The following is a 22,961-nucleotide window of genomic DNA, read 5'->3' as shown; positions in this document are numbered from 1 at the left end:
CCTGGGCGTTGATTTCGCTGTTGGGCTATATGGTCATTCTTCACGCTCGATCCATCAACTGGCTGCGCGATTTTGGAACCGCCGTGGGCGCCATTCTCGGTTTTTGGTTGATCTTGATGACCTGGTATGGCGTCAATTTCGTTCTGGCCTCCGGTTTGCATAGCTACGGCTTCGGTTCTGGCGGCGGAATGTATGTTCTCATCTACCTGGGATTGGAACTGCTCTTCCTCGTTCTTGCAGGATGGAAATATAGATTATTTCAAAACGAGGAAATGAATCGAATCGCCGCCAGCGCAGCGGCGAAATAATACCAAACAGCATTGAATTTGTCGCATTTTAAATTCCTCTCCCATAATTGGGAGAAGTTAGGTAAAGTGGTCCCCATTGTCAAGACAAAAAAACGAAAAAATAAGGTGGAAACCGATTTTTCTTTTCAACCCTTTCTCCAGGTCAGGTCGAAGGGACAGGGGGCAACAGAAGGAGGGCGTAGCCCGACTGGAGTTGCCCCCTGTCCCTTGAGTCCCTTTCTGAAGGATGGTCATCATTCTCCTTTCTACGCCGTCAAAGCGTAAGGTCCTTTATACCTTTCGTTCGGCGTGCAATAACCAAGCGATTGGTGAAGCCGCCCTTCATTGTAAAATTTCAAGTACGCCGACAATCCCCCCCGGCATTCTTCCACCGTTTCGTAGTCGTGCAAATAAACCTCTTCGTATTTCACGCTGCGCCACAGCCGTTCGATCATGATATTGTCAAACACTCGTCCTCTTCCATCCATGCTGATCCGAATCTTTTCTTTCTCCAGCCGTCCCGTGAATTCCAGACTGGTAAACTGGACTCCCTGATCGCTGTTAAAGATTTCCGGATGCCCTCGCCCCAGCGCCTCGTCCAATGCTTCCAAGCAAAATCCCGCTTCCAAACTCAGGGAGAGTTTCCATGACAACACATAGCGGCTGTACCAATCCATCACCGCCGCGAGGTAGACGAATCCTTTTCGCAAGCGAATGTAAGTAATGTCCGTGCACCATACCTGGTCGGGGCGTTCGATCTTCAAATCCCTCAATAAATACGGGTATTTTTTCGATTCGCCGCCTTGGCTCAGCCGCGGGCCGGGATAAATCGCTGCCAGTCCCAAGATGCGCATCAAGCGCCCGACTCGTTTCCGATTGACCGCATACCCTTCTCGCCGCAGCCACTCCGTCATGCGCCGCGTTCCGTAATACGGATGCCGCGTGTATTCCTCGTCGATCAACCGCAAGTACAACAGATTCGCTTCCGTCTCGCCTTGCGGCTGGTAGTACCAACTAGCGCGGGGCAGGCCGATCAACTCGCATTGCCGCGCAATGGACAACTGGGGATGCTCCGGCTCCACCCAGCGCCGCTTCTCTTCAATCGATTCCCCGCGATTTTTTTTTCAGCCAGTCCAGTTCCACTTTCAACTGGCCGATCTGCCGGTACAACTCGTCGATCAACTCTTTTTGATCATGTAAAATTCGGTCTCCTTTTCGGCTGAACAATTGGGGAACGGACTCCTCCAATCGCTTCTTCCATTGGGTCACTTGGTTGGGATGTACCCCGTAATGGCTGGCGATTTCGGCTAACGTTTTCTCGCCTCTCACCGCCTCCAACGCCACTTTCGCTTTGAAGCCTTCGTTAAATTTCTTTCGCGTCTTGTTCATTTGGGAAAACCTCCTCGCCTACTTTCGGCTCCTCGGTTTTCCACCTTAACTCCCTGTCTAGTTTTTGGGGTCCATTATACGCCTTAAAAACAAGGTATAGCCGAAAAGACGAATAATCGTCTCACTTTTATTGAAATCCACGAGCTCCCTCAGCCGCAAGGCAGAGTATTGTTGTTTCAAATTCCTCCCGCCCTTCGCGGTAATCCAACATCCTTTAATGGCCATTTCTACGGACGTAATGGAGAATCCATCGGAGCTTTGAATCTTAATGAGATTGAAACGATCCGAAATCAGAATACGCTTGAAGATTGGTCTGCGAAGATTTGCGAAAAGGCGTCTATCGCCGATCTCGATTTAAAGGCTATTCGATTTGCCCGAAAGCAGTATAAGAAAAAAAATCCAAAAAAAACTGAAGAAATCGATGAGTGGGATGACGCAACATTCCTAAATAAAGTTAAAGTATGTATTAAAGGTAGGATTACTAATTCATCTTTATTACTTTTAGGAAAGGAAGAATCGGAGCATTTTCTCTCGCCTGCCGTTGCGAGAATTAGTTGGATTTTACAAGATGAATCGGGGGAGAAGAGGGATTATCAGCATTTTGGCCCACCTTTGATTTTATCAATTACTCGGATTTATAAGAAAATTCAAAATCTTACTTACCGTTATATGTCTAACAATAGTCTGTTCCCGACAGAGGTAACGAAATACGATCCTTGGGTAATTAGGGAATTGCTGAATAACTGCATCGCCCATCAGGATTATACGAAAGGCGGACGAATCAATCTCGTCGAGGAACCCGATTCGCTTCTCTTTACTAACCTGGGACATTTCATACCCGGTTCCGTGGAAAAGGTGCTTCTTCAAGATGCGCCGCAAGAGCAATATCGTAATCCATTTTTGGCGCAAGCGATGGTTAATTTGAATATGATCGATACCATTGGGAGCGGAATACGAAAAATTTTCAAGATCCAATGCCGGCGTTTTTTTCCAATGCCCGATTACGATCTAAGCGTTCAGGATAAGGTTAAGGTGCGGCTTTATGGGAAAATTTTGGACGAGAATTATACTCGCCATCTGATCGAGAAAACGGATATTCCTTTGATGGATGTCGTTGGCTTGGATAAAATACAAAAAAAGCGCCCCATCTCTGAAGAAGAGGTTAAACGGCTTAAAGCTTTAAGGTTAATAGAAGGCCGCCGTCCGAATCTATTTGTTTCCGCCAAGATTGCAGCTATTACGGGCGATAAAGCGGCTTATATTAAGTATCGAGGATTTGATAGAGGGTATTATAAGAAATTGATTATTTTATATTTAGAGAAATTTGGACAGGCTAAAAGAGCGGATATCGAAAAATTGTTGGTTGATAAGGTTTCTGATGTTCTCACGATGAAACAGAAGAATAATTTGGTTAGAAATCTGCTTCAAGAAATGAAAGTTGAGGGGAGTATTAATACCAGTGGAACAACAAGATCGGCGAAATGGATTTTAACTAGAAAAGAACTTGAAGAGAAAAATTAGTAAAAGTTTTAAGTAAAAAAAACGGGATGTATTTCTGTAAGTGCTTGTTTTTTAAGAAGATAAATTTATGCTAGCGTTCGTTAAAGTAAGTTAAAGTAAGTTAAAGTTTGTACAACAATGTTCAACACTGTCAAGCAGAGTTCGTTAAAGTAAGTTAAAGGTTGTGCGCGAATCGATCATCCTACGCCTTCCTCAATCCACCCCCCGATTAGTCAACATAATATCGCCCCGGCTGCTGAGACCATTGGTAGGGGCGTATTTGCTGCCCCTGGCGTTGGAGATGTCGTCGGTCCACGATTTGCCGTACCAAGCCTGATCGGGACCGATGCCGCCCAAGGCCCAATCGCCCGGCTCGAGGGGTTTGTTGCCGTACATGACGGCAGTTGGATCCTTATAAGCGGGAAAATCGTGGTCGGGGCCGTCGAATTCCGGATCGTTATCCACATAGTAGTAATAGCCGCTTTTTTGGAAAGGATCGAAGGGAATGGAAGACATATAAGCGATGGGGCTGGTCAACGGCGCCAGCACCGCCTCGCAGCCCCGGATTTCGAAATCCGGCCCGGCGCCGACCATGTTGAACACTTCCCGCAGCCGCGTATGGCCCGCTTCCAGATCGTCGTCCCACCAATCCACCAGCATCACCCCTTTGTCCATGCGCAGAATCTCCATCGTGGAGCCAAGAGAACGCATATCGGCGTAGCAGCGGGCTACTTTGGCGCGAATTTGGGCATTGAGAAAATTAGGTACGGCGATGGCCGCCAATACCCCGATGATGGCGACGACGATAAGTAGTTCGATGAGAGTAAAGGCGGAACGGTTGCGCCGCGTCTGGGTCATAATTGTTCTCCCCGGCGGATGGAACGATCGATGCGGATGCCTTGATTGACGATCAAGCAAACCAAATTATCTTACTATTATCTGATAGGAAAGTATAATCTCCAATATCTGATTTATATTTAATCTGAAAAGGGTTTACAAGATTCGGTGGAATAATCATGCCGAAACGAGAAAGTGATTTAATCGATGAAATCCACGAATGGCGCGCCGATCTATTAGCCCAATGCAATAACGATTTGACAACGCTGGGAGAACGTCTGCGGCGGAAAGAATCCGAACATCCCCATCGGATCGTCGATCAAATGACGTATATAAAACAGGATAAAATTTCATCTTCTTCCGATACCATTTCCTAAGTCGAAATTTCAATTTATTATTGTTTCTTGATATCTTTTGACATTTCGTCCGCCAGCGCCAATCCCATAATCCGATGTCCTTCCGCCAGGTAGTGGCATTCGTCGTAAAAGAGGCTGGCGAATGCTTGATCCTCGCTGGTGGATGCAATAACGCCCGCCGCCGCCCGGCCATCGACTACCGTCGCGGAAAACTGGCGCGCCGCTTCGTCCATTATCGCGAAATAGCGCCTCTCGCTGCGCAAAACCGCTTCCCCCATAATGGAACCAGAAGGCTTGTGGCTGGCGAACGCTTGCGCCGCTTTTTCCTTCTCGCCCAGCGCTTGATAAGACAATCCAAGATAATACATCGCCAGTGGATGCGCCTGTTGGGCCAACTTCCTGCGCTTCTCCTCCAGCATCCGCGCCGCCTCGGCGTAGTTTTGCGCATCGTAAAGCGCCGCCGCCTGTTCGGCGAGGCCGTAGGCGGAAGGATTGCCGTAGATTTTCATATAAACGATGCGGATATGGTTATCCCGGCACAGCTCGCCCGCTTTACGTAATTCTTCACCGAAACGCTTTTCTGATACCCGCGCGGCGACTCGATCCAATCCCGGCGGATGCTCCCGCAACGGTTTCAACTTCCGTTCGCCGATCTCCTGCATCAGCGCAAAAAAGGCATTGCTCCATTCCAGGACGCCCGCAATGCGCCGCAATCGCGCGATCGACCGGAACGAGGCGTCCGAATCTTCCCCCCGCGTTACAAGATAACGCCGGTCGTTGTATCCCGGCGCGAAGAGGACGATATCCGGCTTATAGGGCAGCAGCCGTTCCAAATTCGCCAGGCATTGCATGGCCGTGAAACCGAAAACGCCCACGTTCATAACTTCCGCGTCCACTCCCCGCCGCCGCAATTCCGCCTGCAAGACGAATGAAAACGTCTCGTTATCCTTAACGTGAAAGCCGTACGTCCGCGAATCGCCCAAAGCCAGAATCCGCAGCGCATGGGTGGACTTCAGCGCATATTCCTCGCCGCCGCGAAATCCCTGCGAATTGGTATGGATCGTTTGATTCCATGCCGTCCCTTGAAAGGACGGTCGAAACGTCCACAACGTCCGAGAATCCCAGCGAAAGCAGTTCATATTGCTCTCGCGCTGCGTGGAATATTTAGCGCCCAAACGGATTTCTAATCCGATCCACGCCAGCGCCGCCAACAGCAGCGCCAAGATCCATCTCTCGCGGGACGTTTTAGGCAAAAAAGGCATAAAAATCCTCCAACATAGCGGCGTCCTAAACTCATATTGCCAATGTTCGTCCCCCTAATTCCCATTCATCCGCGATATCTGCAATGCAAACAAATTCGATTAAGTAAAATCAAATTTGCATAACATAGGCTCAAAGAAAGGCAGGGTGGACTTGAGTTTACCTTTCGCGCTTCGAATCTCGACGGATTAATCAATCTTCGGCTAATGATCGTTTTCCGCCGTCAATAAAATTATGGGGCCGAGCAGGCCGGATTCAAGCAAGGGGGAATCGGCGTTGAAGACGATATTGGTTAGCGTGAATCTTTTCTCTTTGGGCTGTTTTGCGTCGCCGATGAGGCGGTTCGGCCAGAGATTGACTACGTCGATTTCCAACTTGTTGTTGGTTGCTTGAACGGCGTTAGTGATCTCCACGCGCCAGGGAGCGCACCAAATAACGCCGAGGTTATTGCCATTCGAGCGAACTACGGCGACGTTATCGACTTTTCCCAAGTCCAAATAAAGGCGTTGGCCAGGCTGACGCAGCGCATCAGGAAGATTGAAGGTTTTGCGATACGTTGCGGTTCCCGAATAATACTTGATACCCTCTTCCGGGCGCTTAGTCCAATCTTGCAATTTATCGAAAACGATCTCTTCCGGACCGCCCCATTGAGGATCGAAATGCAGCGTCCAGGGACCGCCTAGTTCCTGCACTGCTTTGAGCGCCGGGAAATTGCGGCCTGGGGATTTTTCCGAAGACGCCGGTTTGCGGAATACGATGAAATAGGATTGATAGGGCGCGAACTCCAGCGGCGCCGATGCGCGTCCTTCTATATATTCGTACTGCGGCAAATCGCGCCTCTCGCCGGTTACAGGATCCCATAGTTCAGGCTGTTTGCCGCTGACCCGGAAAAGGAATTGCGCAGAAAACGGCTTTTCCGTTTGGTTGGACAAGAAATAGAAATCCTGATCCTCGATGCTTCGATGGATGAACTCCATTCGCGCTTCCTTCTCGCCTTTTTGGAATTCTACGTCGGGCGGCAGATTCAATTGCGCCAGAACATCGGCTAACGGTTCGCCCCAAAAGAGTTTCCCGGCGCCGATGGTTTTATGGCCGGAAGCCTTATCCTCTTCTCCCCAAAGCGAATCGGCGAGTTGCTTCAATTCCATGTCGGCGTTGGGATAGTCCGTCAGGCCCGGCGTTTGTTTTGGCTTGGGGCCGGAAACCGCCGCGCCCGCTTGGAGCAATTCCTCAATCTTCTTCACTATTTTGGGGGACATCTTGGCGTCTTCTGGCAGAACGAGCAGCCGGTAGCTCATGCCGTCCGGCAGCGTTAGGCGCCCGTTTTTCACGCTTATGCGCGTCAGTAAAACCTCGGCGTTAACGGCGTCGAAATCGTAGCCATAAGGCAGAGACGGACGCAAGAATTCCTTGGAGGGAACGAACGACGTTGCGCCTTCTCCATAGAAATAGCAAACATCGGCGACGAACTTTCCCTGTTGCAAGAGATGCTGGCAGCGGGCGAGATATTGGAAAAAGGCTTGGCTTTGCTCCCACCAAGTGATGTTGCAGTCGAAGTGGGTTCCGGCGCCGTATTGCCAGCCGGGCTTGCCTTGCAGCAGCGGCTGATGGGTGTATTGATGAAAGACCATGCGGTTGAGTCCATTGCAAAAGGCCTCGTCTCCTGTGGGCTTGAGGGCGAAGGGGTATTCCACCCAATGGTTCCAGGAGGTAAACGCTTCCGCCTGGATGAGGCGGCGTCCGTAGATATGCGCCGCCGAAGCGACAGAACGGATGACATTGCCGAAATGGTTGAACTGGGACATGATGTCCGTTCCCTGCCAGAATTCCCCCATCGTTATGTCGTTCGTCCCCGCGCATTGCAAACCGTCGATATGGGGATAGGGGTAGGTGCCATAGCCGGTTTCGGAATGCGCCCCAATCCCGCGCTCATGCGCCAGTTCGTTGAAGCGGCGGAAAAATTTCTCCGCCATCAGGTCGCCGATCGTGTGCCGGAAATCCCAAAATAAGCGATTGGTTCGTTCGCGGTTGTCTACGATGCGGCGGGCCATCGCAGGGAGATAGGGCAAGAGATCGTAGCCACGGCGGATTTTAAATTCCTGGCGAAAGGCTTCCGACCATGTGGGCTGCTGCCCTCGGATGTCGGCGCCTAACTCGTAACTGTCAATATGGAAATACTTCAGCGATTTCGCGCCTGCGGCGGCAGCTTCCTCCAGTATTGGTTCGGCGGTATGTTGGAAATGGCGCTCGATGCCTTTGGAACTGAGCATATCGGATTCGTAGCCGATAACCGTCGTGCCGCAACGCGTTCTTTGCCCTTCCAACGTATAGCCGAAACGAAGAATCGTCCATCGTCCATGAGGGACGTCCCATTCGATCCGTCCCTGGGCATCCATGCGCGAGGTTAAATCCCAAATATCCTCAGAGCGGCAATCCCAGGCGCCGTCATCGGGATATTCATCGTTCATGACGATCGGTCCTTGGCGGGGATAATCCCAAAAACTGCGGTTGCCCGATTTGAAATGAAACCACTTGATCCCTGGACGCAAGTAAGGTTCGCCGCCAGGGCGCAGAATCTGCATTTCCGCAATTTGGACGGGCGCGCCATAGGCCGAATCGATCGTCAGTCGAAATTGTTGGGCTAGGACGGATGCGAAATCGATGCGTTTCGACTCGCCCTTTTCCAAGGTAAAACGGCATATCGGCGAAAACTCGGCGCCGTCTATTGAGCCTTGCAATTCGCATTCGCGGGGTCCGTTCTCTTTCCCCGCCGAGATGAACATACCATTCGCATTGAGAGGTTCATGGTAAGCCAAAGTCAGCCAGACCGGCGTCTTGGCGGATAGCTCCGCATTGGCCGAAGACCAAAAGGTCTCCGGATCGTTATCGGCGGCGTCTTCCGGCGGATAGTTCCATTCTTCGCAATATCCCGCTAAAGACGAGCTGGCGGTTACTCTCGCTGGAGTTAATGGACGCGAGGCTTTTTCGGGAAAGGCAATGACGGCAATTTCGCGGTAATAGCCGTCCACGAGCGGAGGCAGCGGCAACTCGTGCGACAGATGGTTTGCGCCATCCACTTGTATTTCCGAATAAACCAATTTTTTGTTCGCATATTCCGCCGTAATCCAGGGGCCGCCCGCGTCCCATCCATCGCAAAGATTGACGCTGACCTCCATTCTCAGGCGATCCGCCTCGCGCAATGCGAAGCGGAATAATTCGCGCCAGGCGGGCGACATGAACGGCGGGCCGGAGGGAGAATCGGCGCCTCCGGCGTTGAAGATCAACACGCCGTTGATTCCTTGCCGCTTCATCTCCTCCAAATCTTTCGTAATGCCCTCGCGGGTAACGTTGCCGTTCAGCCACCACCAATAAACCCACGGCTTAGCCGAATCCGGGGGATGAGTAAATTCCCCCTCCAATCCCTGCGCCGCCGGGTATAGTTCCATTGCGTCAAAGAAAGATAGAGTCAAAACCAATAGAGAAACGAACGCCGTATCATTAAGTACTTTTTTGCGAATAGAAAAAATCGGTTTCATGTTTTCAATCCTAGAGCAAGGCTGGCCCATTCGTTTCCGCTCTAATAAATCTCAAAGCGCCGAATGGATCGAAGCGTATTTCTTCGCCGATTCCATCCTATCATATAATTTGTTGATCGGGGGGATATCCGCTTCAACGCGGGCAGGACGCTTGCGCTCCCAGAGGCGCATCCTGCGTTAATGAAAAAGTTCAAAAGGAAGCCAAAGCGGTTTCGAGATCGTTGAAAATTTCTAAAATACGGTCAAGCCGGGTAATGCGAAAAACATTCGATACGCAGGGTTGGACGTGAAGCAATTTCAGATTTCCCCTTGTTTTTTGCATTTGCCGGAAAGTCGTAATCAGAAAGCCCAATACCGAACTGCTTACGTATACCACATTCTCCAGGTCGATGAGGAAATCCGAACGGCCTTCAGCGATCGCCGCCTTCATCGCTTCTTGCAAGGTTTCGGGTTCGTTGAGATGTTCGTCTTCCACGAAAGACAAAACAGTAACGGCGCCATAATCCATTCGATTGATCTGCATCCCATTCCACCCATTATCGATTTCTTCCACTATCGAATCTATCGCCGATTAAAGCGCGCCATCCTTATACTAGCAACATCAAGCGCATGATATTATTAGTATCAACTAATTTTTAATAATTTAAATGGATAAAAACCCGAAAGAGAATTTTTTTTATGAAAGCCTTGAGATATACTCCCGCCGGTCTGCAATTGGACGCCAACGCGCCTCTCCCCATTCCCGCCCGCGGCGAAACCCTCGTAAAAACGCGTTTGGCGGGAATCTGCCGGACGGATTTGGAACTCACTAAGGGATACATGGGATTTCATGGGATTTTAGGGCATGAATTCGTGGGCGAGTTGGCGGAAGACGGCGAAATCGGCGCCGCCGGAACGCGCGTCGTTGGGGAAATCAACGCCGGATGCGGCGAATGTCCTGCCTGCCGCCAGGATATGGAACGCCATTGTCCCCATCGAACCGTGTTGGGCATTTTAGGGCGGGACGGCTGCATGGCCGAGTATCTGACGCTGCCCAATCGGAACCTGCTTGCCATACCAGACAACCTATCCGACGAAGACGCCGTCTTTAGCGAACCGCTGGCGGCGGCGCTGGAGATTTTCGAACAATGGCATATCCAGCCAACCCATCGCGTTTGCATATTGGGGGACGGAAAGCTGGGTCTCCTCATCGCTTTGGCGGCGGCGCATCGTCATGAGGGCGATTTGCTGTTGATCGGGCATCATGAGGAAAATTTGGCGATCGTCAACGATCGTATGCGGACGGTAATGGAACAGCAACTCGACGCCGCCGAATATAAACGATGGGATTTCGCCATCGAAGCGACGGGCCGAAGTTCCGGCTTCGCCCTGGCGATGAAGCTGGCGAAGCCGCGCGGCGTCATCGTCTTGAAAAGTACGATGGCGCAGTCGGAGGCGCTGGATCTGACGCCGCTGGTCATCGACGAAATCGCCGTTACGGGTTCGCGCTGCGGGCGATTGCAGCCAGCGATTCATTTGCTGGCGCGGGGCGTTTTGCCTATCAGCAGGCTGGTGGAAGCGGTCTATCCCCTTAAAGAGGCGGAAGCGGCTTGGAAAAGGGCGTCGCAGGCGGGCGCGAAGAAGGTGATGTTGAGAATGATGAATGATGAATGATGAATGATGAAGGGTGAGGCTCGCTTTGCTCGACCCACTTTATACCAGTATGCGTTAGGATTATTGCTTATATATTCCCTCGCCCTCTGGGAGAGGGTTAGGGTGAGGGAATAATAAGTCCAATAATATCAACCCTCACCTAACCTCTCCCAATCTTGGGAGAGGAATTTGAAAAGCGACAATCTCAATGCAGATTGGTATTACGCACAATAAAATATCATCAATCTTGGCGGCGGAATTCGGCTACGGTTACTCCCATGCCGCCTTCGTAATCCTCGCCGCTGCGGAAATTCACCACCGTTGGATTCTCCTTGAGCATTTTTCGCACGGCGTGGCGGAGGATGCCCATGCCGTAGCCGTGGACGATAGTTACCGACGGCAAACCGGCGAGGAAGGCGCGGTCGAGATATTGCTGCAACAGCGGCGTCATCTCATCCACCGTCATGCCGTGCAGTTCGATTTCGCGCTTGACGTTTTCCGGACGTTCCACGGAAACGCCGGAGCCTTCCGTTTCCATCTTGGGAAGGCGAGGTCCGAGAATGGCGGCGATCCTGTCCGATTTTACCCGCAGATTCATGGAACTAATCGTTACTTCCACTTCTTTTTTGGATTGGGATGCGCGGAGGACTTCCGCCGCACCGGATAGCCCGGCGATGCGGACGCGAACGCCAGGCTGGAGTTGCTCCCAGGTCCATTGGCGCTCTTCCATGAATTCTTCCAGCGGCTTGGGATGCGCCAATTCGAGATTTTGCTTGACGGCGGCCAGTTCTTTCTTCAAATCTTGAATAGCCAATACCGGCGGTTTGGCGGGACTTGGCTCTTTTAGAACCGATGCCAGTTTATCCCGCCATTCCTGCTTGAATTCCGCCTCGCTTTTTTCCATATCCTGAATCTTGCGTTCCAGTTCATGAATGAGATGCTGCGCTTTGCGCTCCGCCCGCAGCCGGATTTCCCGTCCTTCGGCGAGCGCTTTTTCGATCTTTCGTTCGCTTTCCTTCTTCAGATTGAGCGCTTTCTCGCAATCCTGCTCGGCGGTTTGACGCAGCGAGCGGGTATGGCGCAGTTCTTCCCCCATCTGGATCAGAATATCTTCGGGCGAGTCTCCCATTTTCTTGACTCGTTCCCGCGCCCATTGGATAACCTCGACGGGCAAGCCGAGGCGGTTGGCGATCTGAATGGCGTTGCTTTGGCCGGGAAGCCCCATCGAAAAAGAATAAGTGGGTTCGAGAGATTGCAGGTTGAATTCCATAGCCCCGTTGACCACGCCGGGAGTTTGATAGGCGTAGAGCTTCAGTTCCTGCAAGTGGGTCGTCGCCAGAAAAACGGCGCCCTGTTCGCGAATCTTATGGAGGATGGCGCAGGAGAGCGCGCCACCCTCGACGGGATCGGTGCCGGAGCCTAATTCGTCCAAAAGCACGAGGGAGCGGCGGTTGGCCGTCTCCAGCAACGAACGGATGTTTTGCATATGCGACGAAAACGTAGACAGGCTTTGTTCCAGGCTTTGTTCGTCGCCGATATCCGCCCATATCGATTCGAAGACGGGAATTTCGCTGCTGGGCTTGGCGGGGATGGGAAGGCCGCATTGCGCCATGAGAACCAAGAGGCCGACGGTCTTCAAGACGACGGTTTTCCCGCCGGTATTGGGACCGGTTACGACCAGGCCGCGGACGTTATCCGGCATATCCAGGTTGAGGGGGACGACGCCGTCGGATCCGCGCTTGGCCAGAAGCAGGGGATGCCGGCCTTCGAAAATCCGCAGCGCGCCGGTTTCTCTTATGACCGGCGGATTCAATCCGTAAATCAAGCTGAAACGGGCTTTGGCGCTTAACAAATCCAGATGGCGAAAAATTTCCAGGTTGAATTCCAGGTCTTCATGGCATTCGGCGATGAGGGCGGTTAATTCCCGCAGGATTTTGCGGATTTCGATCTCCTCTTCACGATGCAGTTCTTTTAGACGGTTGCCATCCTCCACTAGTTCCATGGGTTCGATGTAAACGGTGGTTCCGGAAGAGGAGCGGTCGTGAATGATGCCGCGCGCCTTGCCCTGATGATGAGTATCGACGGGAAGGACGTAGCGCCCCTCCCTCTGCGTATAATACGGTTCCTGCAAATACTCTTTCCAACTTCCGCGCATCAGTTTTTCCAGCCGCCGGATCAGGTCGTCCCGTTGAAGGCGGATGGCCTTGCGTACGCGGGCGAGGTGATGGGAAGCGGTATCGCGGATATTTTTCTGTTCATCGAAAACCTTTTTCAGCGCTTCTTCCACTTCGGGATGGGGGATCAGCCGGTCGCCGAAAATACGGATATGAGGCGCGTCTACTTTGGTTTTGCGCAGACAGGAACGGATGCGCCCGGCGGCGGTTACGGTTTCGCCGATGAGAATAATTTCCGCCGGATCGAGAATGGCGCCGGGAACAGCGCTTTGGCGCAAGGGCTGGCGCACATCGAAAACGCCGTCCAGCGGAGGTTCCTGATGCGCCTCGTACAGGCGCGTCATTTCCGAAGTTTCCTGCAGCGCCTCGCGGACGGCTTTGGCGTAGGTATAGGGCCGCAATGCGTCGACCGCTTCCTGTCCCAACGTGGAAGCGGTAAAACGCAATAGCAGTTCTTTAACTTTATCGAATTCGAGAACTTGAAGCGCGTGCGAATCCATAAGAGGAATTGGTTATGCCTATCTTAGGCCGTAATACTACGCATTAATTAATAAATGTTACGCAGGATAAAAAACATGATAGATTTATTTTGCTTATCGCATTGAATCGCGAAAGTACGAAATGAAAAAGAAAAACACGAAAAAAAGAAAAGAAAAAAGGTTGGCGCAAGGAATCGCGTTATGAGAACGATTTTTCCGTGGAATCCAAAAGAATCCGCGCTATCCGTGATTCGAATATTTCGTGAATTTCGAGCCTTTTCGTGATTTCGTGATTCAAAAACGTAATAAAAATGCAGCCTCTGCGCTTTGCTTGAAAGGTTCTTCTAATTTTCAAGAAAATACTTAATCCAAAGGCAAGAGTCTATTAGCTGCGTAACATGAATTAGTAGATTGCTTTACGCCAGTTCCATTCTCGCGTCTTTGGCGAATGGAATAACGGAACGAAATTTACAATAAATTTTGCGGCTGGGGCGAACGGATCTGTTTTTTCGCTATCCAAATAAAGAAATATCGAATATGGCCAAAAAGGCCAATGCGGCGGCGCCAAGCTCCGATAAAGACGCTGCAATGCGGGCAGGCGTTTTTGGTTGGCTTGAGATCGCGCCCCATTAAAACGAATAGTTTCTTTTCGCGGTGACTCGGCGCCGGACGCATGGGCGACATGATTTCCTGGCAATGAACGTCTCCATTTTGGAAAGGACAAATAAAATCGACTTGGCGTATAGACGGATTCATCGGTCAACATTCTCCTATTCAATGACATTTGATTTTGAACGTTGCATTGTTGAATGAGCCCCCTCACCCTAACCCTCTCCCGGAGGGCGAGGGGACAATTACAAATGTCCTAGAGTACTCCCTTATCCATAATATTCATGGGATGAGTATAGCATTCCGCCGCCATGCGCCCAACCGGCTGCGCGAGGCTGTTGCGAGGGAGAGAACGATCTTGCCGAAAATTCTCTGATTTCATGGTTACGGGAAATGGTTCTTTTTCGTAAAAACATATAAAATACCGTTTCATGCGATATAAGCGCATAGGTTGCGGCGGTGCGGAGCAGGCTTCAAGCGAAGCGCAGCCCGCCATTATCGCTCCAGAAACGAACGATTTTTTATGAAACTACCGATCGACGATTTTCTTCCCGCCAGTCAAGGCGAGCGATTGCCTCCCGTTAAGACGCTAACGCCGGAGAAGAAGCCCCGTCCGCTTTCCAAGGCAGGGCCGCTGCCGAAGCGGATCGAACGGCATATCCAAAAACAAAAATCGTTTTGGAAGCCCATATTGTGGATGCTGGGCATCTTTTTCCTGTCGTCGGGCGTCGTCGTAGGCTTGGGAATCGGCATCCTCAATCAATATTTGGATTTATTGCCCACCATCCCTTACCTGGAAAACTACAGCCCTTGGATGCCTTCGCGCATGTTTTCCGGCCATCCGGAAGGCGAATTGATCGCAGACTTTTTCAACGACCGGCAGAACCGGGAAATGGCGCCGCTTTTCGAGATGCCGAAAAATCTCATCGACGCCGTGGTAACGTTGGAAGACATCCGTTTTTACAAACATTTCGGCATCGATCTGCGCGGCTTCATAAGGGCGGCCATTTACGATTTGAAAACGGGAACGCGAGATCAGGGAGGAAGCACGCTGACTATGCAATTGGCGGAGGATTTGATTCTGAACAAGCTGCTGCCCTATCAACTCCCTCAAACCAGCGCCAAAGCCTTCATCCAAAAAATCTACGAAATCCTTCTCTCTTTACAGATCGAAAAACGGTACACCAAAAACGAAATCCTGGAGATTTATCTCAACCAGGCGTTTATGGGTAGCAATATCTACGGTGTGGCTAATGCGGCGGAATTTTATTTCGGGAAGCCTATTTCCGATTTGAATTTGAAGGAATGCGCCCTGTTTGCAGGAATGCTTCAGGCGCCGAACGCCTTTTCCCCCGTCAAGCATCCCGAAAAAGCGCAAAAGCGGACGGAATTGGTGCTGCGGGTGATGAAGCGCGAAGGAGTCATTACCGAGGAAGAATATCGACTAGCGGCAGCGGAACCGTTCAATCTCAAAACCGATATGGCCCGCCGCCCGCAAATCGCCAAATACCCCTATTTTTCCGAAACCGTCCATCGGCAATTGGCGAATCGCCAGATACAAAACAAAGAAGGATTGCCCATCGAAATTTACGGTCAGGGCGTCGATATCTATACGACGATCGACATTGCCATGCAAGAGGCCGCCGAAGCCGCCTTGCGCCGAGGCATTATCGCGCACGAACAACGGCGCCGCGCTATTGGCGGACGCAACTGGGGGCATCCCACCTATCGAGCGGCGAACAGTTATTTGACCGCGAACGTATTGAAAGCGGGAATCGAATACGACGCGAAGACGGTTTCGGATTACGATCCCAACAGCCGTTCTATTAACGTCGAGCTGCCCAACGTACAGGGGGGAGAGGGGCCGTTTCCTATTCCCGTAGACCTGGATTCCACGTGGCTGGACGAATTCGATCTGTTGAAAAGGGGCTATTTCATCCGCGTAGCGGCCATAGAAGGCGAAAACGGAACTTTGGAATGGAAACTGGCGAAAGACAGGTACGTCCAGGGGTCTTTAGTCGCCGTGCAGCCTACGACGGGCAAAGTTCTAGCCATCGCGGGGGGATTCGACTATAACGACGCCGAAAACGGCGGGCAATTCATCCGCGCCATTCAATCGGTGACGCTGCAGCCGGGCAGCGCTTTCAAGCCATTGCTCTACTCCTGCGCGCTCTCGGCGCCGGCGCCGAATCGCCAATGGACCATTGCGTCTTTGCTGAAAGACGAAGAAAGGGATTTTTGGCGCGGTTGGACGCCCCGCAATTTCGAAGGCCAATATTACGGCCTGATTCCCATGCGCTTCGCCCTGGTGCATTCTCTCAATTCCGCCAGCGTTTGGCTGTTAGACAATTTTATGGGCAGCCGGAGCGATGGAATCAAGTATTTTCAACGCTTTTGCAAGAACGTCTTCGATCTGAACATCGATAAGCCCGACTTGTCCATCGCGCTCGGCACATCGGGTACGACGCCGATGGAATTGACGCAGGCCTACTCCGTCCTGGCTAATCGGGGGAATTTCGTCGAACTGCACACGGTGGAGCGCATCTATCAACGCAAGGATTCGTTGAGCAGGACTTCTCAAAGCAATTACCCCGCCCTGCTTTACGAGTTCAAACAACCTTATCTCAATGTGCAAAGAATGACGCCCGAAGCGGCGTACCTGACGACCTTCATGATGCGGGGCGTTGTAGATGAAGGAACGGGGGCGCCGGCTAAAGACCTTCCCTTCTACTGCGTGGGTAAAACCGGCACGACGGACGACTGCGTTTACGCCTGGTTCGCGGGATATACCAACGATTTGTTATGCGTCGTCTATTTAGGATACGACGATTTCGGGCTATCGCTGGGACGGAAAATGACGGGTTCGAAAGTCGCTCTTCCCGTTTGGATGGATTTTATGGAACAAACCAATACCATTCATCCCGAACTTTTCGGGGAAATCCCGCCTCCGGACAAAATCGTTTTCCGAACCATCAACCAAAAAACGGGGGGATTGGTCGATCCGGATAATCCCGATAAGGTTAATCCCGACTTCATCTTGACGCCCTTTGTAGAGGGAACGGAGCCTGTCAATACGCCGTCATCTCCCATTAGAAAAAGAACGGATCCATACCAATCCGACGCGAATAAGATTATATTGTCGGATGCGTTCAACGCCGGGTATTGATTTGCGCTGGGCGTAAATAGAGAATGGGGGAGGCCGCATATAGCCTATCGATAACAAGTTTGATGGGTCAAACGACGCGGCCCATCCTACGTCTCTGAATCCACGGGCATACGCCTACAACATCATTAATAATAAGCGAGTCGAACGATGGCTATCATTTCCCCTTTTGCCGGATTGCGCTTCAACCCAGAAAAGACGAAAGACCTCTCGCGGGCGATCTCGCCGCCCTACGACAAAATAACCGCCGCCGAACGGGCGGAATTGTGGAAGCGCAGCGAACGCAACGTCGTGCGTCTCATCCTGCCGCCGCCGGGGGATAAGGAAATCGACACCGTTACCCAATCCACCGACGCCGAATCGCTAGACTGGTACGCTTCCGCCGCCCGGCTTTATCAAGAATGGCGAAAAGAGAATATCCTCCAAACCGATTTGGCCCAACTTTATGTTTATAAACAAACCTTTTCTTACCGGGGAAATGCCTATAACCGCACGGGCTTATTTGGAGCGCTTCAACTCGGCGAACAATCGGGACCTCGTTCTCACGAATACACCTTCGAGGGTCCCAAAGCCGACCGCCTGCGCCTCTTGCGGGCGGCGAAGGCCAATCTCTCCCCGATCTTTTTAATTGCGGACGGCGGGAGGGCGGAGTGGGATTCCATCTTCTCTCTCGCCGGAGAGAGACTGATTCATTTCCATGATTTGGACGGCCAGGAGCATCTCCTGGAGGGGATATCCGGCGAAAAGGAATTGCGAACCGCCGAGGAATTTCTGCAACGGCGGGAATTGGTTATCGCCGACGGCCATCACCGCTACGAAACGGCGATGAACTATTGCCGGGAGATGAAAGAGAAGACGGGAAAAGACCCCCGCCGCGAAGCGTGGGGAAGCCTTCTGGTTTTGATCGTCCCCATCGCCGATCCCGGCCTGTTGGTTCTGCCCACGCATCGCGTTTTATCCAACATGCCCAACGGCTGGTTCGACCGGCTGCGCGAGAAGGCGGCGCCGGATTTCGACATCGAACCGATTCGCCAAGTTTCGGGCGAGGCGCTGCGCTCGGCTTTAGCGGGCCGAAACCGGAGCATCGCCGTTCTGTCGCGCCAGGACGCCGCGATGTTTACGTTGAAATCCCATGCCGCTCCTGCGTCGATGGATGCCATCCCCGCAAGTCTGCGCGATTTGAATGTTGCCATCCTGCACCGCCATTTCTTCGCCGCCTGTCTCGATTTGCCGGAGGAGGCGCTGCGCGAAGCGGTGCGCTACGTCCGCGACGAGGAGGAGGCGGCCGATCGAGTGCGGCAAGGCGCCAGCGATGCGGCTTTTCTCTTGGCGGGCATCTCTCCGCAAACCGTTTTCGACGTTTCGCTGACCGGCGTGCGGATGCCGCAAAAATCGACCGATTTCTATCCCAAGATTCCTACAGGTCTGGTGCTGCGTTCCGTGGAGTAATACAAGAATGCGTTAGGATTATTGCTTATATATTCTTTCGCCCTCTGGGAGAGGGTTAGGGTGAGAGAATAATAAGTCTAATAATATCAACCCTCACCTAACCTCTCCCCATCTTGGGAGAGGAATTTGAAAAGCGGCGATCTCAATGCAGATTTGTATAATCGGAGGTTTTTCGTGAGAATCGTCTTTATTGCGTTTTGGGCTTCGTTTGGCCTTCTCTGCGCTGCGCCCTATGCCGATTCTCATGCGCTGCATCCCGAAAGCGTCGACCGCTTCGCCATGCTGACGTTCGCGCCATCCCATCTCGTCATCATGTATTCGACCGTACTTGGCGTTAATCCCACCGAACGCGCCGCGAAAGAACTCGATCCCGACAACGACGGCGAAATCACGGAAGCGGAGCGCGGCGCTTTTATCGAGAAGATGGCGCAGCAATACGCGCAGGGACAGATTGTGCGGCTGGGGGGACGCGATTTGAAATTGGAGTACAAGACCGGCGACGCTTACGCTAGCTTTGGCCATAACGACATCAGCGTCATTAAAATCGATATCGGCTTCTTATGCTCTTTGTCCGAAGATCTTCCGCGCGGGATTCCGCTCGATTTCTCATATGAAGATACGAATGTAAATAAGGCGCCCGGCTGGAAGCAGATCAAAGCGCAAACGATGAACGGCGCCGTTTACGAGGGGCTTGTACCCTATGCGGAATACGAACCATTCGATTATGAGATTCTCAACAAAACCGGCTTTGTTCCCGCTACGGAAGGGATCAAGATCAAAGTAACCTTGCCGGAATCTTCCGAATCCGGCGCCGTTTTGCCGCTGCAATTGCCGCCAAAGCGGGATGCAGAAAGGCCGAAAAATCACACCGTCGAATATATTTCGCTGGGAGTCGCCGCTTTTTTGATTATCGCTTTTATTGCCGCCTTGACATATCGCTTGCGTTGCTAATGCTGGGCCGGGTGGCAAAGGCAAGCGCAGCTTGCCTTTGATTTTTCGCTATTGGATATCATTCCTCTTCCCGCTCGCCGCCAATCATGCGGCGTTCGAAAGCGTTGAACACGGCTAGTCCCCAACCCGCCGCCGCCAGAAAAACGAATAAAAACAAGATCGAATAGCGATTGGGCAACTGGGCCGCGAACACGGCGGACATCGAAAGCAGAAAACAGAGGCCGTATACGGACAGCACCGCCTGCCGATCCGAAAATCCCAGCCGGATCAAGCGGTGATGCAGATGCTCCCGATCCGCCGTAAAAAACCGCCGCCCTTTGCGGCCGCGGCGGATGACGGTCAAAAAGGCGTCCAGCAAGGGGACGGAAAGGATCACCACCGGCAAAGATAAGGAAGACATCGTCGCGCTTTTAACATTGCTTTCCAAGGCGCTTCCCGCCAACAAAACCCCCAAGTAGAGGCTTCCCGCGTCGCCCATAAAGATTTTGGCGGGCGAAAAATTATAGGGAAGAAATCCCAATACCGCTCCCATGAGGATCAATGAAATGATGCATACGAAATTCTGCCAGGGATGTAATGCGATGAGGAGATTAGCCAGGGCGGCGAAGAATACGATTCCTCCCGCCAACCCATCCAGCCCATCGATAAAATTAATCGCATTGACAATGGTCAGAATCCAAAAGAGGGAGAGTATATACCCCAGCCATCCCAAGACGAGGCTGCCGCCGAAGGGACTGGTCATTTGGGCGACGCCGAAGCCGGAAGAAACAAGGAGGAAACTCAACGCGATTTGGACGAGCAACTTCAAAGAAGCGGGAATAGGCTTAATGTCGTCCACGACGCCTAGCAGTAAAAAGAGGGCGGCGACCGAGTATAATATCAATAGCCGCTCGCGCAGCTCGCCGACGCCGAGCATATAGGGCGCAAAGAGAAAAACGTATCCCAACGCGGCGGTCATGGCGATATGAAAGGCGAGTCCGCCGAGATAAGGCATGGGACGGGCATGGATCTTCCGCGCCGACGGACGATCGGTAATATCGAGCCGAAGCGCCATTCGCCGCAACCAAGGCGTAGCGGCGAAAGAGGCGGCGGCGCTGAGGAAGAGAATAATCCAATATTCGCTGGGCATCCTATTGTCCGAAATCCATCGCGTTATTATCATACAGGTAAAACGGAAAAAGGTTGAAGCCGATCGTGAAAAAAAGTACGGGAATTCTACTTCTCCTGACGTTCTTTTTCGTCGTCATCGTTCTTGTTGGCTTGTTCGCCACGGTGGCGATATTGGTCATGCAGGGCGCGTCGCCTCATATTCTGGGCGGAAAGCGAGTCGCCCTGGTGCGGGTGGAAGGCTTGATCTACGACGCCGAGGAATGGATCGATCAGATCAAGGATTACCAGGAAGACGGAACCATTAAAGCCATCGTCCTGCGCATCGACAGCCCCGGCGGGGCGGTGGGTCCTTCCCAGGATTTATACCAAGCTGTCTGCGACGCCCGCCAACAGCACGGCAAAATCGTCGTCGCTTCCTTCGCCTCCGTAGCGGCGTCGGGCGGTTATTATATCGCCTGCGGCGCCGATCATATCGTCTCCGCTCCCGGCGCGCTGACCGGCAGCATCGGCGTCTATTCCAAATTTCTTTTGGCGAAGGATTTGATGGACAAAATCGGCATCGGCTACGAGACGGTCAAAGCGGGAAAGTATAAAGATTTCGGTTCGATGGAACGTCCTCTTTCGCCCGAAGAACGGGAAATGATGCAAGGCGTCATCGACGACACCTACCAGCAATTCCTCGAAGCGGTCGCCGACGGACGCAAGGAAAGCCTTTCCAAACTGCTGCGGGAATGGAATCCATCCAGCGTCAGCGGCAATTATCCCTTTACGGACGCCGTGCGCGGCATCCTGGGCGATTTTCAAGAAAAGAAAGCGCAATACGATCGAACCCAGGCATCCGCCCCCGTGAAAGACGCCACGGCGGAATCGAGCGATAGTTCCAAAACCCAAAAAGCAACGTTGCAACCGGACGAAAAAACCATTCTTGCCTTAGCGAAGGAATTGGCGGAAGGGAAAATTTACACCGGACGCCAGGCGCAGCAAATCGGCTTGGTGGATAAGATCGGCGCTCTCGACGACGCCATCCGCCAGGCCGCGAAATTGGCGGGCATTCCCGGAAAGCCGACGGTTATCGAGAAAAAACCGAAAGAATTCGGATGGCTCGATCTGATCTCGCAAGGCCTGGCCGCCCTTACGGCGAAAACCAACTACTCGCCGCTCCAATACCGGTTTCCGTATTGAGGGGGGAAGGCAAGGCGTTCGATTGATGCTATTGATGAAGGAAACGATTGGAAATAATTGTCCGAAACAGGATCGTCAGGATTTTCAGGATGACCGGGATTTCGTTATCTTTTATCCTGAGCATCCTTTCATCCTGGCTATCATGATTCGGACAAAAAGTGAGAAAACAAGGGCAGATTAAAAGTACTTTGCCCTATTACCCATCCATCCCGCCAAGATCAAAGACAGGCTTCGCCTTGCCTTTGCCACCCAGCCTCCCATCCGAACAGATGCAAAAAGTCTTGGAATTTATTGATGGTTTGGATAACGATCTCGGATTGGATGAAGATGCAGCTATAGCCGACCGGCGCTATGAAGCCATGAAAAACAATGGGGGAAAAGATATTGTCTCTTTGGATGAAATGCGCCGCAGATTAGGTTTTTCATGAGATATCAAATCCAATTCGGGCCAGCCAATTCCCATTCACAGAATTTCCCAAGGTTTTGGTTCTATTCTTTCCAAATCCCGTCCAGCATGGATAATCGTAAGAATTAAAATATCGTTGGATTCTTCGCGATAGAGAATCCGGTTACTTTGAAAAATGATTTCTCGAATTTCTTTTTCTCTATATTCGGGAACTTTGCGTCCCATAGCGGGAAACCAACGCAATTTTTCCACCGACTCGATCATTTTCTCTATAAACCGCAAGGCGTAATATTCCGAATCGCGAGCAATAAATTCCCGAATATTTTCCATATCCGCAAGAGCGATGTCGGTCCAGTAAATCATATCGACTTCAGCAATCTCTTTTTTACTTCATCGTGAGACAGAATTCTTCCATCTTCCGCGGCTTGGATCGCCGAGTCGATTTTTTTTCGTACATAAAATTCATACATAATGTCATCCCAAGTAACATCCTCGGGCAATAATTCGATCAGTTTTTGGGCTTCTTCTTTGAGAGGATTCATTTCGATGATCCCCTTTCTCGCCAGAATTTTCTAGCTGCGCAATTCGTAAAATCTATTCTAACTGATTTTCGTCTTCGAATCACGGATACCCCGGATAAA

The 22,961-nt window shown here is 51.7% G+C and carries 20 protein-coding genes; 9 read left to right on the top strand and 11 right to left on the bottom strand.

The annotated features are described in order from the left end of the window. Positions 1–308: ABC transporter permease (locus tag AB1656_12815; GenBank protein ID MEW6236260.1), on the top strand; the 308-nt coding region annotated here is incomplete at its 5' end. Between the two features lie 245 nt (positions 309–553). On the opposite strand, the gene AB1656_12810 is transcribed toward AB1656_12815, so the two are convergent. Further along, positions 554–1,676, bottom strand: a protein-coding gene (locus AB1656_12810; protein ID MEW6236259.1) for an IS3 family transposase whose coding sequence is annotated in 2 segments (ribosomal slippage) — positions 554–1,403 and positions 1,402–1,676 — 1,125 coding nt in all. Because the reading frame shifts where the segments join, the coding sequence is not laid out codon by codon here. A 171-nt stretch (positions 1,677–1,847) separates the two neighbouring features. On the opposite strand from AB1656_12810, the gene AB1656_12805 reads away from it, so the two are divergent. Beyond that, positions 1,848–3,197 carry an ATP-binding protein gene (locus tag AB1656_12805; GenBank protein ID MEW6236258.1) on the top strand — a complete coding sequence of 450 codons (1,350 nt, stop codon included), beginning with the start codon at positions 1,848–1,850 and terminating at the stop codon, positions 3,195–3,197. A 192-nt stretch (positions 3,198–3,389) separates the two neighbouring features. On the opposite strand, the gene AB1656_12800 is transcribed toward AB1656_12805, so the two are convergent. Continuing rightward, the gene (locus tag AB1656_12800; protein ID MEW6236257.1) at positions 3,390–4,034 is read right to left on the bottom strand and encodes a prepilin-type N-terminal cleavage/methylation domain-containing protein; all 645 of its coding nucleotides are present in this window, start codon (positions 4,032–4,034) and stop codon (positions 3,390–3,392) included. A gap of 158 nt (positions 4,035–4,192) precedes the next feature. Here AB1656_12800 and AB1656_12795 point away from each other — a divergent pair, with 158 nt between their 5' ends. Next, positions 4,193–4,390 carry a hypothetical protein gene (locus AB1656_12795; GenBank protein ID MEW6236256.1) on the top strand — a complete coding sequence of 66 codons (198 nt, stop codon included), beginning with the start codon at positions 4,193–4,195 and terminating at the stop codon, positions 4,388–4,390. 17 nt (positions 4,391–4,407) lie between these two features. On the opposite strand, the gene AB1656_12790 is transcribed toward AB1656_12795, so the two are convergent. From AB1656_12790 to AB1656_12780, 3 genes are all read right to left on the bottom strand, one after another. Next, positions 4,408–5,631, bottom strand: a complete 1,224-nt coding sequence (locus tag AB1656_12790) for a GDSL-type esterase/lipase family protein (GenBank protein MEW6236255.1) — start codon at positions 5,629–5,631, stop codon at positions 4,408–4,410. A 201-nt stretch (positions 5,632–5,832) separates the two neighbouring features. Then, positions 5,833–9,165 carry a glycosyl hydrolase gene (locus AB1656_12785; GenBank protein ID MEW6236254.1) on the bottom strand — a complete coding sequence of 1,111 codons (3,333 nt, stop codon included), beginning with the start codon at positions 9,163–9,165 and terminating at the stop codon, positions 5,833–5,835. Positions 9,166–9,355: 190 nt separating this feature from the next. After that, the gene (locus tag AB1656_12780; GenBank protein MEW6236253.1) at positions 9,356–9,688 is read right to left on the bottom strand and encodes an STAS domain-containing protein; all 333 of its coding nucleotides are present in this window, start codon (positions 9,686–9,688) and stop codon (positions 9,356–9,358) included. 155 nt (positions 9,689–9,843) lie between these two features. Here AB1656_12780 and AB1656_12775 point away from each other — a divergent pair, with 155 nt between their 5' ends. Further along, positions 9,844–10,818 carry an alcohol dehydrogenase catalytic domain-containing protein gene (locus AB1656_12775; GenBank protein MEW6236252.1) on the top strand — a complete coding sequence of 325 codons (975 nt, stop codon included), beginning with the start codon at positions 9,844–9,846 and terminating at the stop codon, positions 10,816–10,818. Between the two features lie 220 nt (positions 10,819–11,038). Here the strand turns inward: AB1656_12775 and AB1656_12770 are convergent, their stop codons facing one another. The 3 genes from AB1656_12770 to AB1656_12760 all read right to left on the bottom strand — a co-directional run bounded on the left by AB1656_12770 (position 11,039) and on the right by AB1656_12760 (position 14,555). Next, the gene (locus tag AB1656_12770) at positions 11,039–13,471 is read right to left on the bottom strand and encodes an endonuclease MutS2 (protein ID MEW6236251.1); all 2,433 of its coding nucleotides are present in this window, start codon (positions 13,469–13,471) and stop codon (positions 11,039–11,041) included. 447 nt (positions 13,472–13,918) lie between these two features. Further along, entirely contained in the window at positions 13,919–14,206 is a 288-nt protein-coding gene (locus AB1656_12765; protein MEW6236250.1) for a hypothetical protein, read from the bottom strand. Positions 14,207–14,315: 109 nt separating this feature from the next. Further along, positions 14,316–14,555, bottom strand: coding sequence for a hypothetical protein (locus tag AB1656_12760; GenBank protein ID MEW6236249.1), 240 nt, complete (start codon positions 14,553–14,555; stop codon positions 14,316–14,318). A gap of 27 nt (positions 14,556–14,582) precedes the next feature. Between AB1656_12760 and AB1656_12755 the strand changes: the two genes are divergently transcribed. The 3 genes from AB1656_12755 to AB1656_12745 all read left to right on the top strand — a co-directional run bounded on the left by AB1656_12755 (position 14,583) and on the right by AB1656_12745 (position 19,622). Next, complete coding sequence (locus tag AB1656_12755) at positions 14,583–17,225, top strand: transglycosylase domain-containing protein (protein ID MEW6236248.1); 2,643 nt, start codon at positions 14,583–14,585, stop codon at positions 17,223–17,225. 147 nt (positions 17,226–17,372) lie between these two features. Beyond that, positions 17,373–18,671 carry a DUF1015 domain-containing protein gene (locus AB1656_12750; GenBank protein ID MEW6236247.1) on the top strand — a complete coding sequence of 433 codons (1,299 nt, stop codon included), beginning with the start codon at positions 17,373–17,375 and terminating at the stop codon, positions 18,669–18,671. A gap of 174 nt (positions 18,672–18,845) precedes the next feature. Beyond that, positions 18,846–19,622 (top strand): hypothetical protein, encoded by a 777-nt coding sequence (locus tag AB1656_12745; protein ID MEW6236246.1) that lies wholly within the window; start codon positions 18,846–18,848, stop codon positions 19,620–19,622. A 58-nt stretch (positions 19,623–19,680) separates the two neighbouring features. Here AB1656_12745 and AB1656_12740 read toward each other — a convergent pair whose 3' ends face one another. Next, positions 19,681–20,751, bottom strand: coding sequence for an MraY family glycosyltransferase (locus AB1656_12740; protein ID MEW6236245.1), 1,071 nt, complete (start codon positions 20,749–20,751; stop codon positions 19,681–19,683). A gap of 53 nt (positions 20,752–20,804) precedes the next feature. On the opposite strand from AB1656_12740, the gene sppA reads away from it, so the two are divergent. Further along, positions 20,805–21,914: a signal peptide peptidase SppA gene (gene sppA, locus AB1656_12735; GenBank protein MEW6236244.1), complete on the top strand. Its 1,110-nt coding sequence runs from the start codon at positions 20,805–20,807 to the stop codon at positions 21,912–21,914. A gap of 158 nt (positions 21,915–22,072) precedes the next feature. Continuing rightward, complete coding sequence (locus AB1656_12730) at positions 22,073–22,342, top strand: hypothetical protein (protein MEW6236243.1); 270 nt, start codon at positions 22,073–22,075, stop codon at positions 22,340–22,342. A 35-nt stretch (positions 22,343–22,377) separates the two neighbouring features. On the opposite strand, the gene AB1656_12725 is transcribed toward AB1656_12730, so the two are convergent. Continuing rightward, the gene (locus tag AB1656_12725; protein ID MEW6236242.1) at positions 22,378–22,683 is read right to left on the bottom strand and encodes a type II toxin-antitoxin system RelE/ParE family toxin; all 306 of its coding nucleotides are present in this window, start codon (positions 22,681–22,683) and stop codon (positions 22,378–22,380) included. Next, positions 22,680–22,862, bottom strand: a complete 183-nt coding sequence (locus AB1656_12720) for a hypothetical protein (GenBank protein MEW6236241.1) — start codon at positions 22,860–22,862, stop codon at positions 22,680–22,682. The genes AB1656_12725 and AB1656_12720 overlap by 4 nt, the downstream gene beginning before the upstream one ends. Positions 22,863–22,961: the final 99 nt, after the last annotated feature.

The sequence above is a fragment of the Candidatus Omnitrophota bacterium genome (assembly GCA_040755155.1).
In the GTDB taxonomy this organism is placed as follows: Bacteria; Hinthialibacterota; Hinthialibacteria; order Hinthialibacterales; family Hinthialibacteraceae; genus JBFMBP01.
The sequence above is the reverse complement of the archived record's forward strand: the minus strand, read 5'-3'. Positions and strand labels throughout refer to the sequence as shown.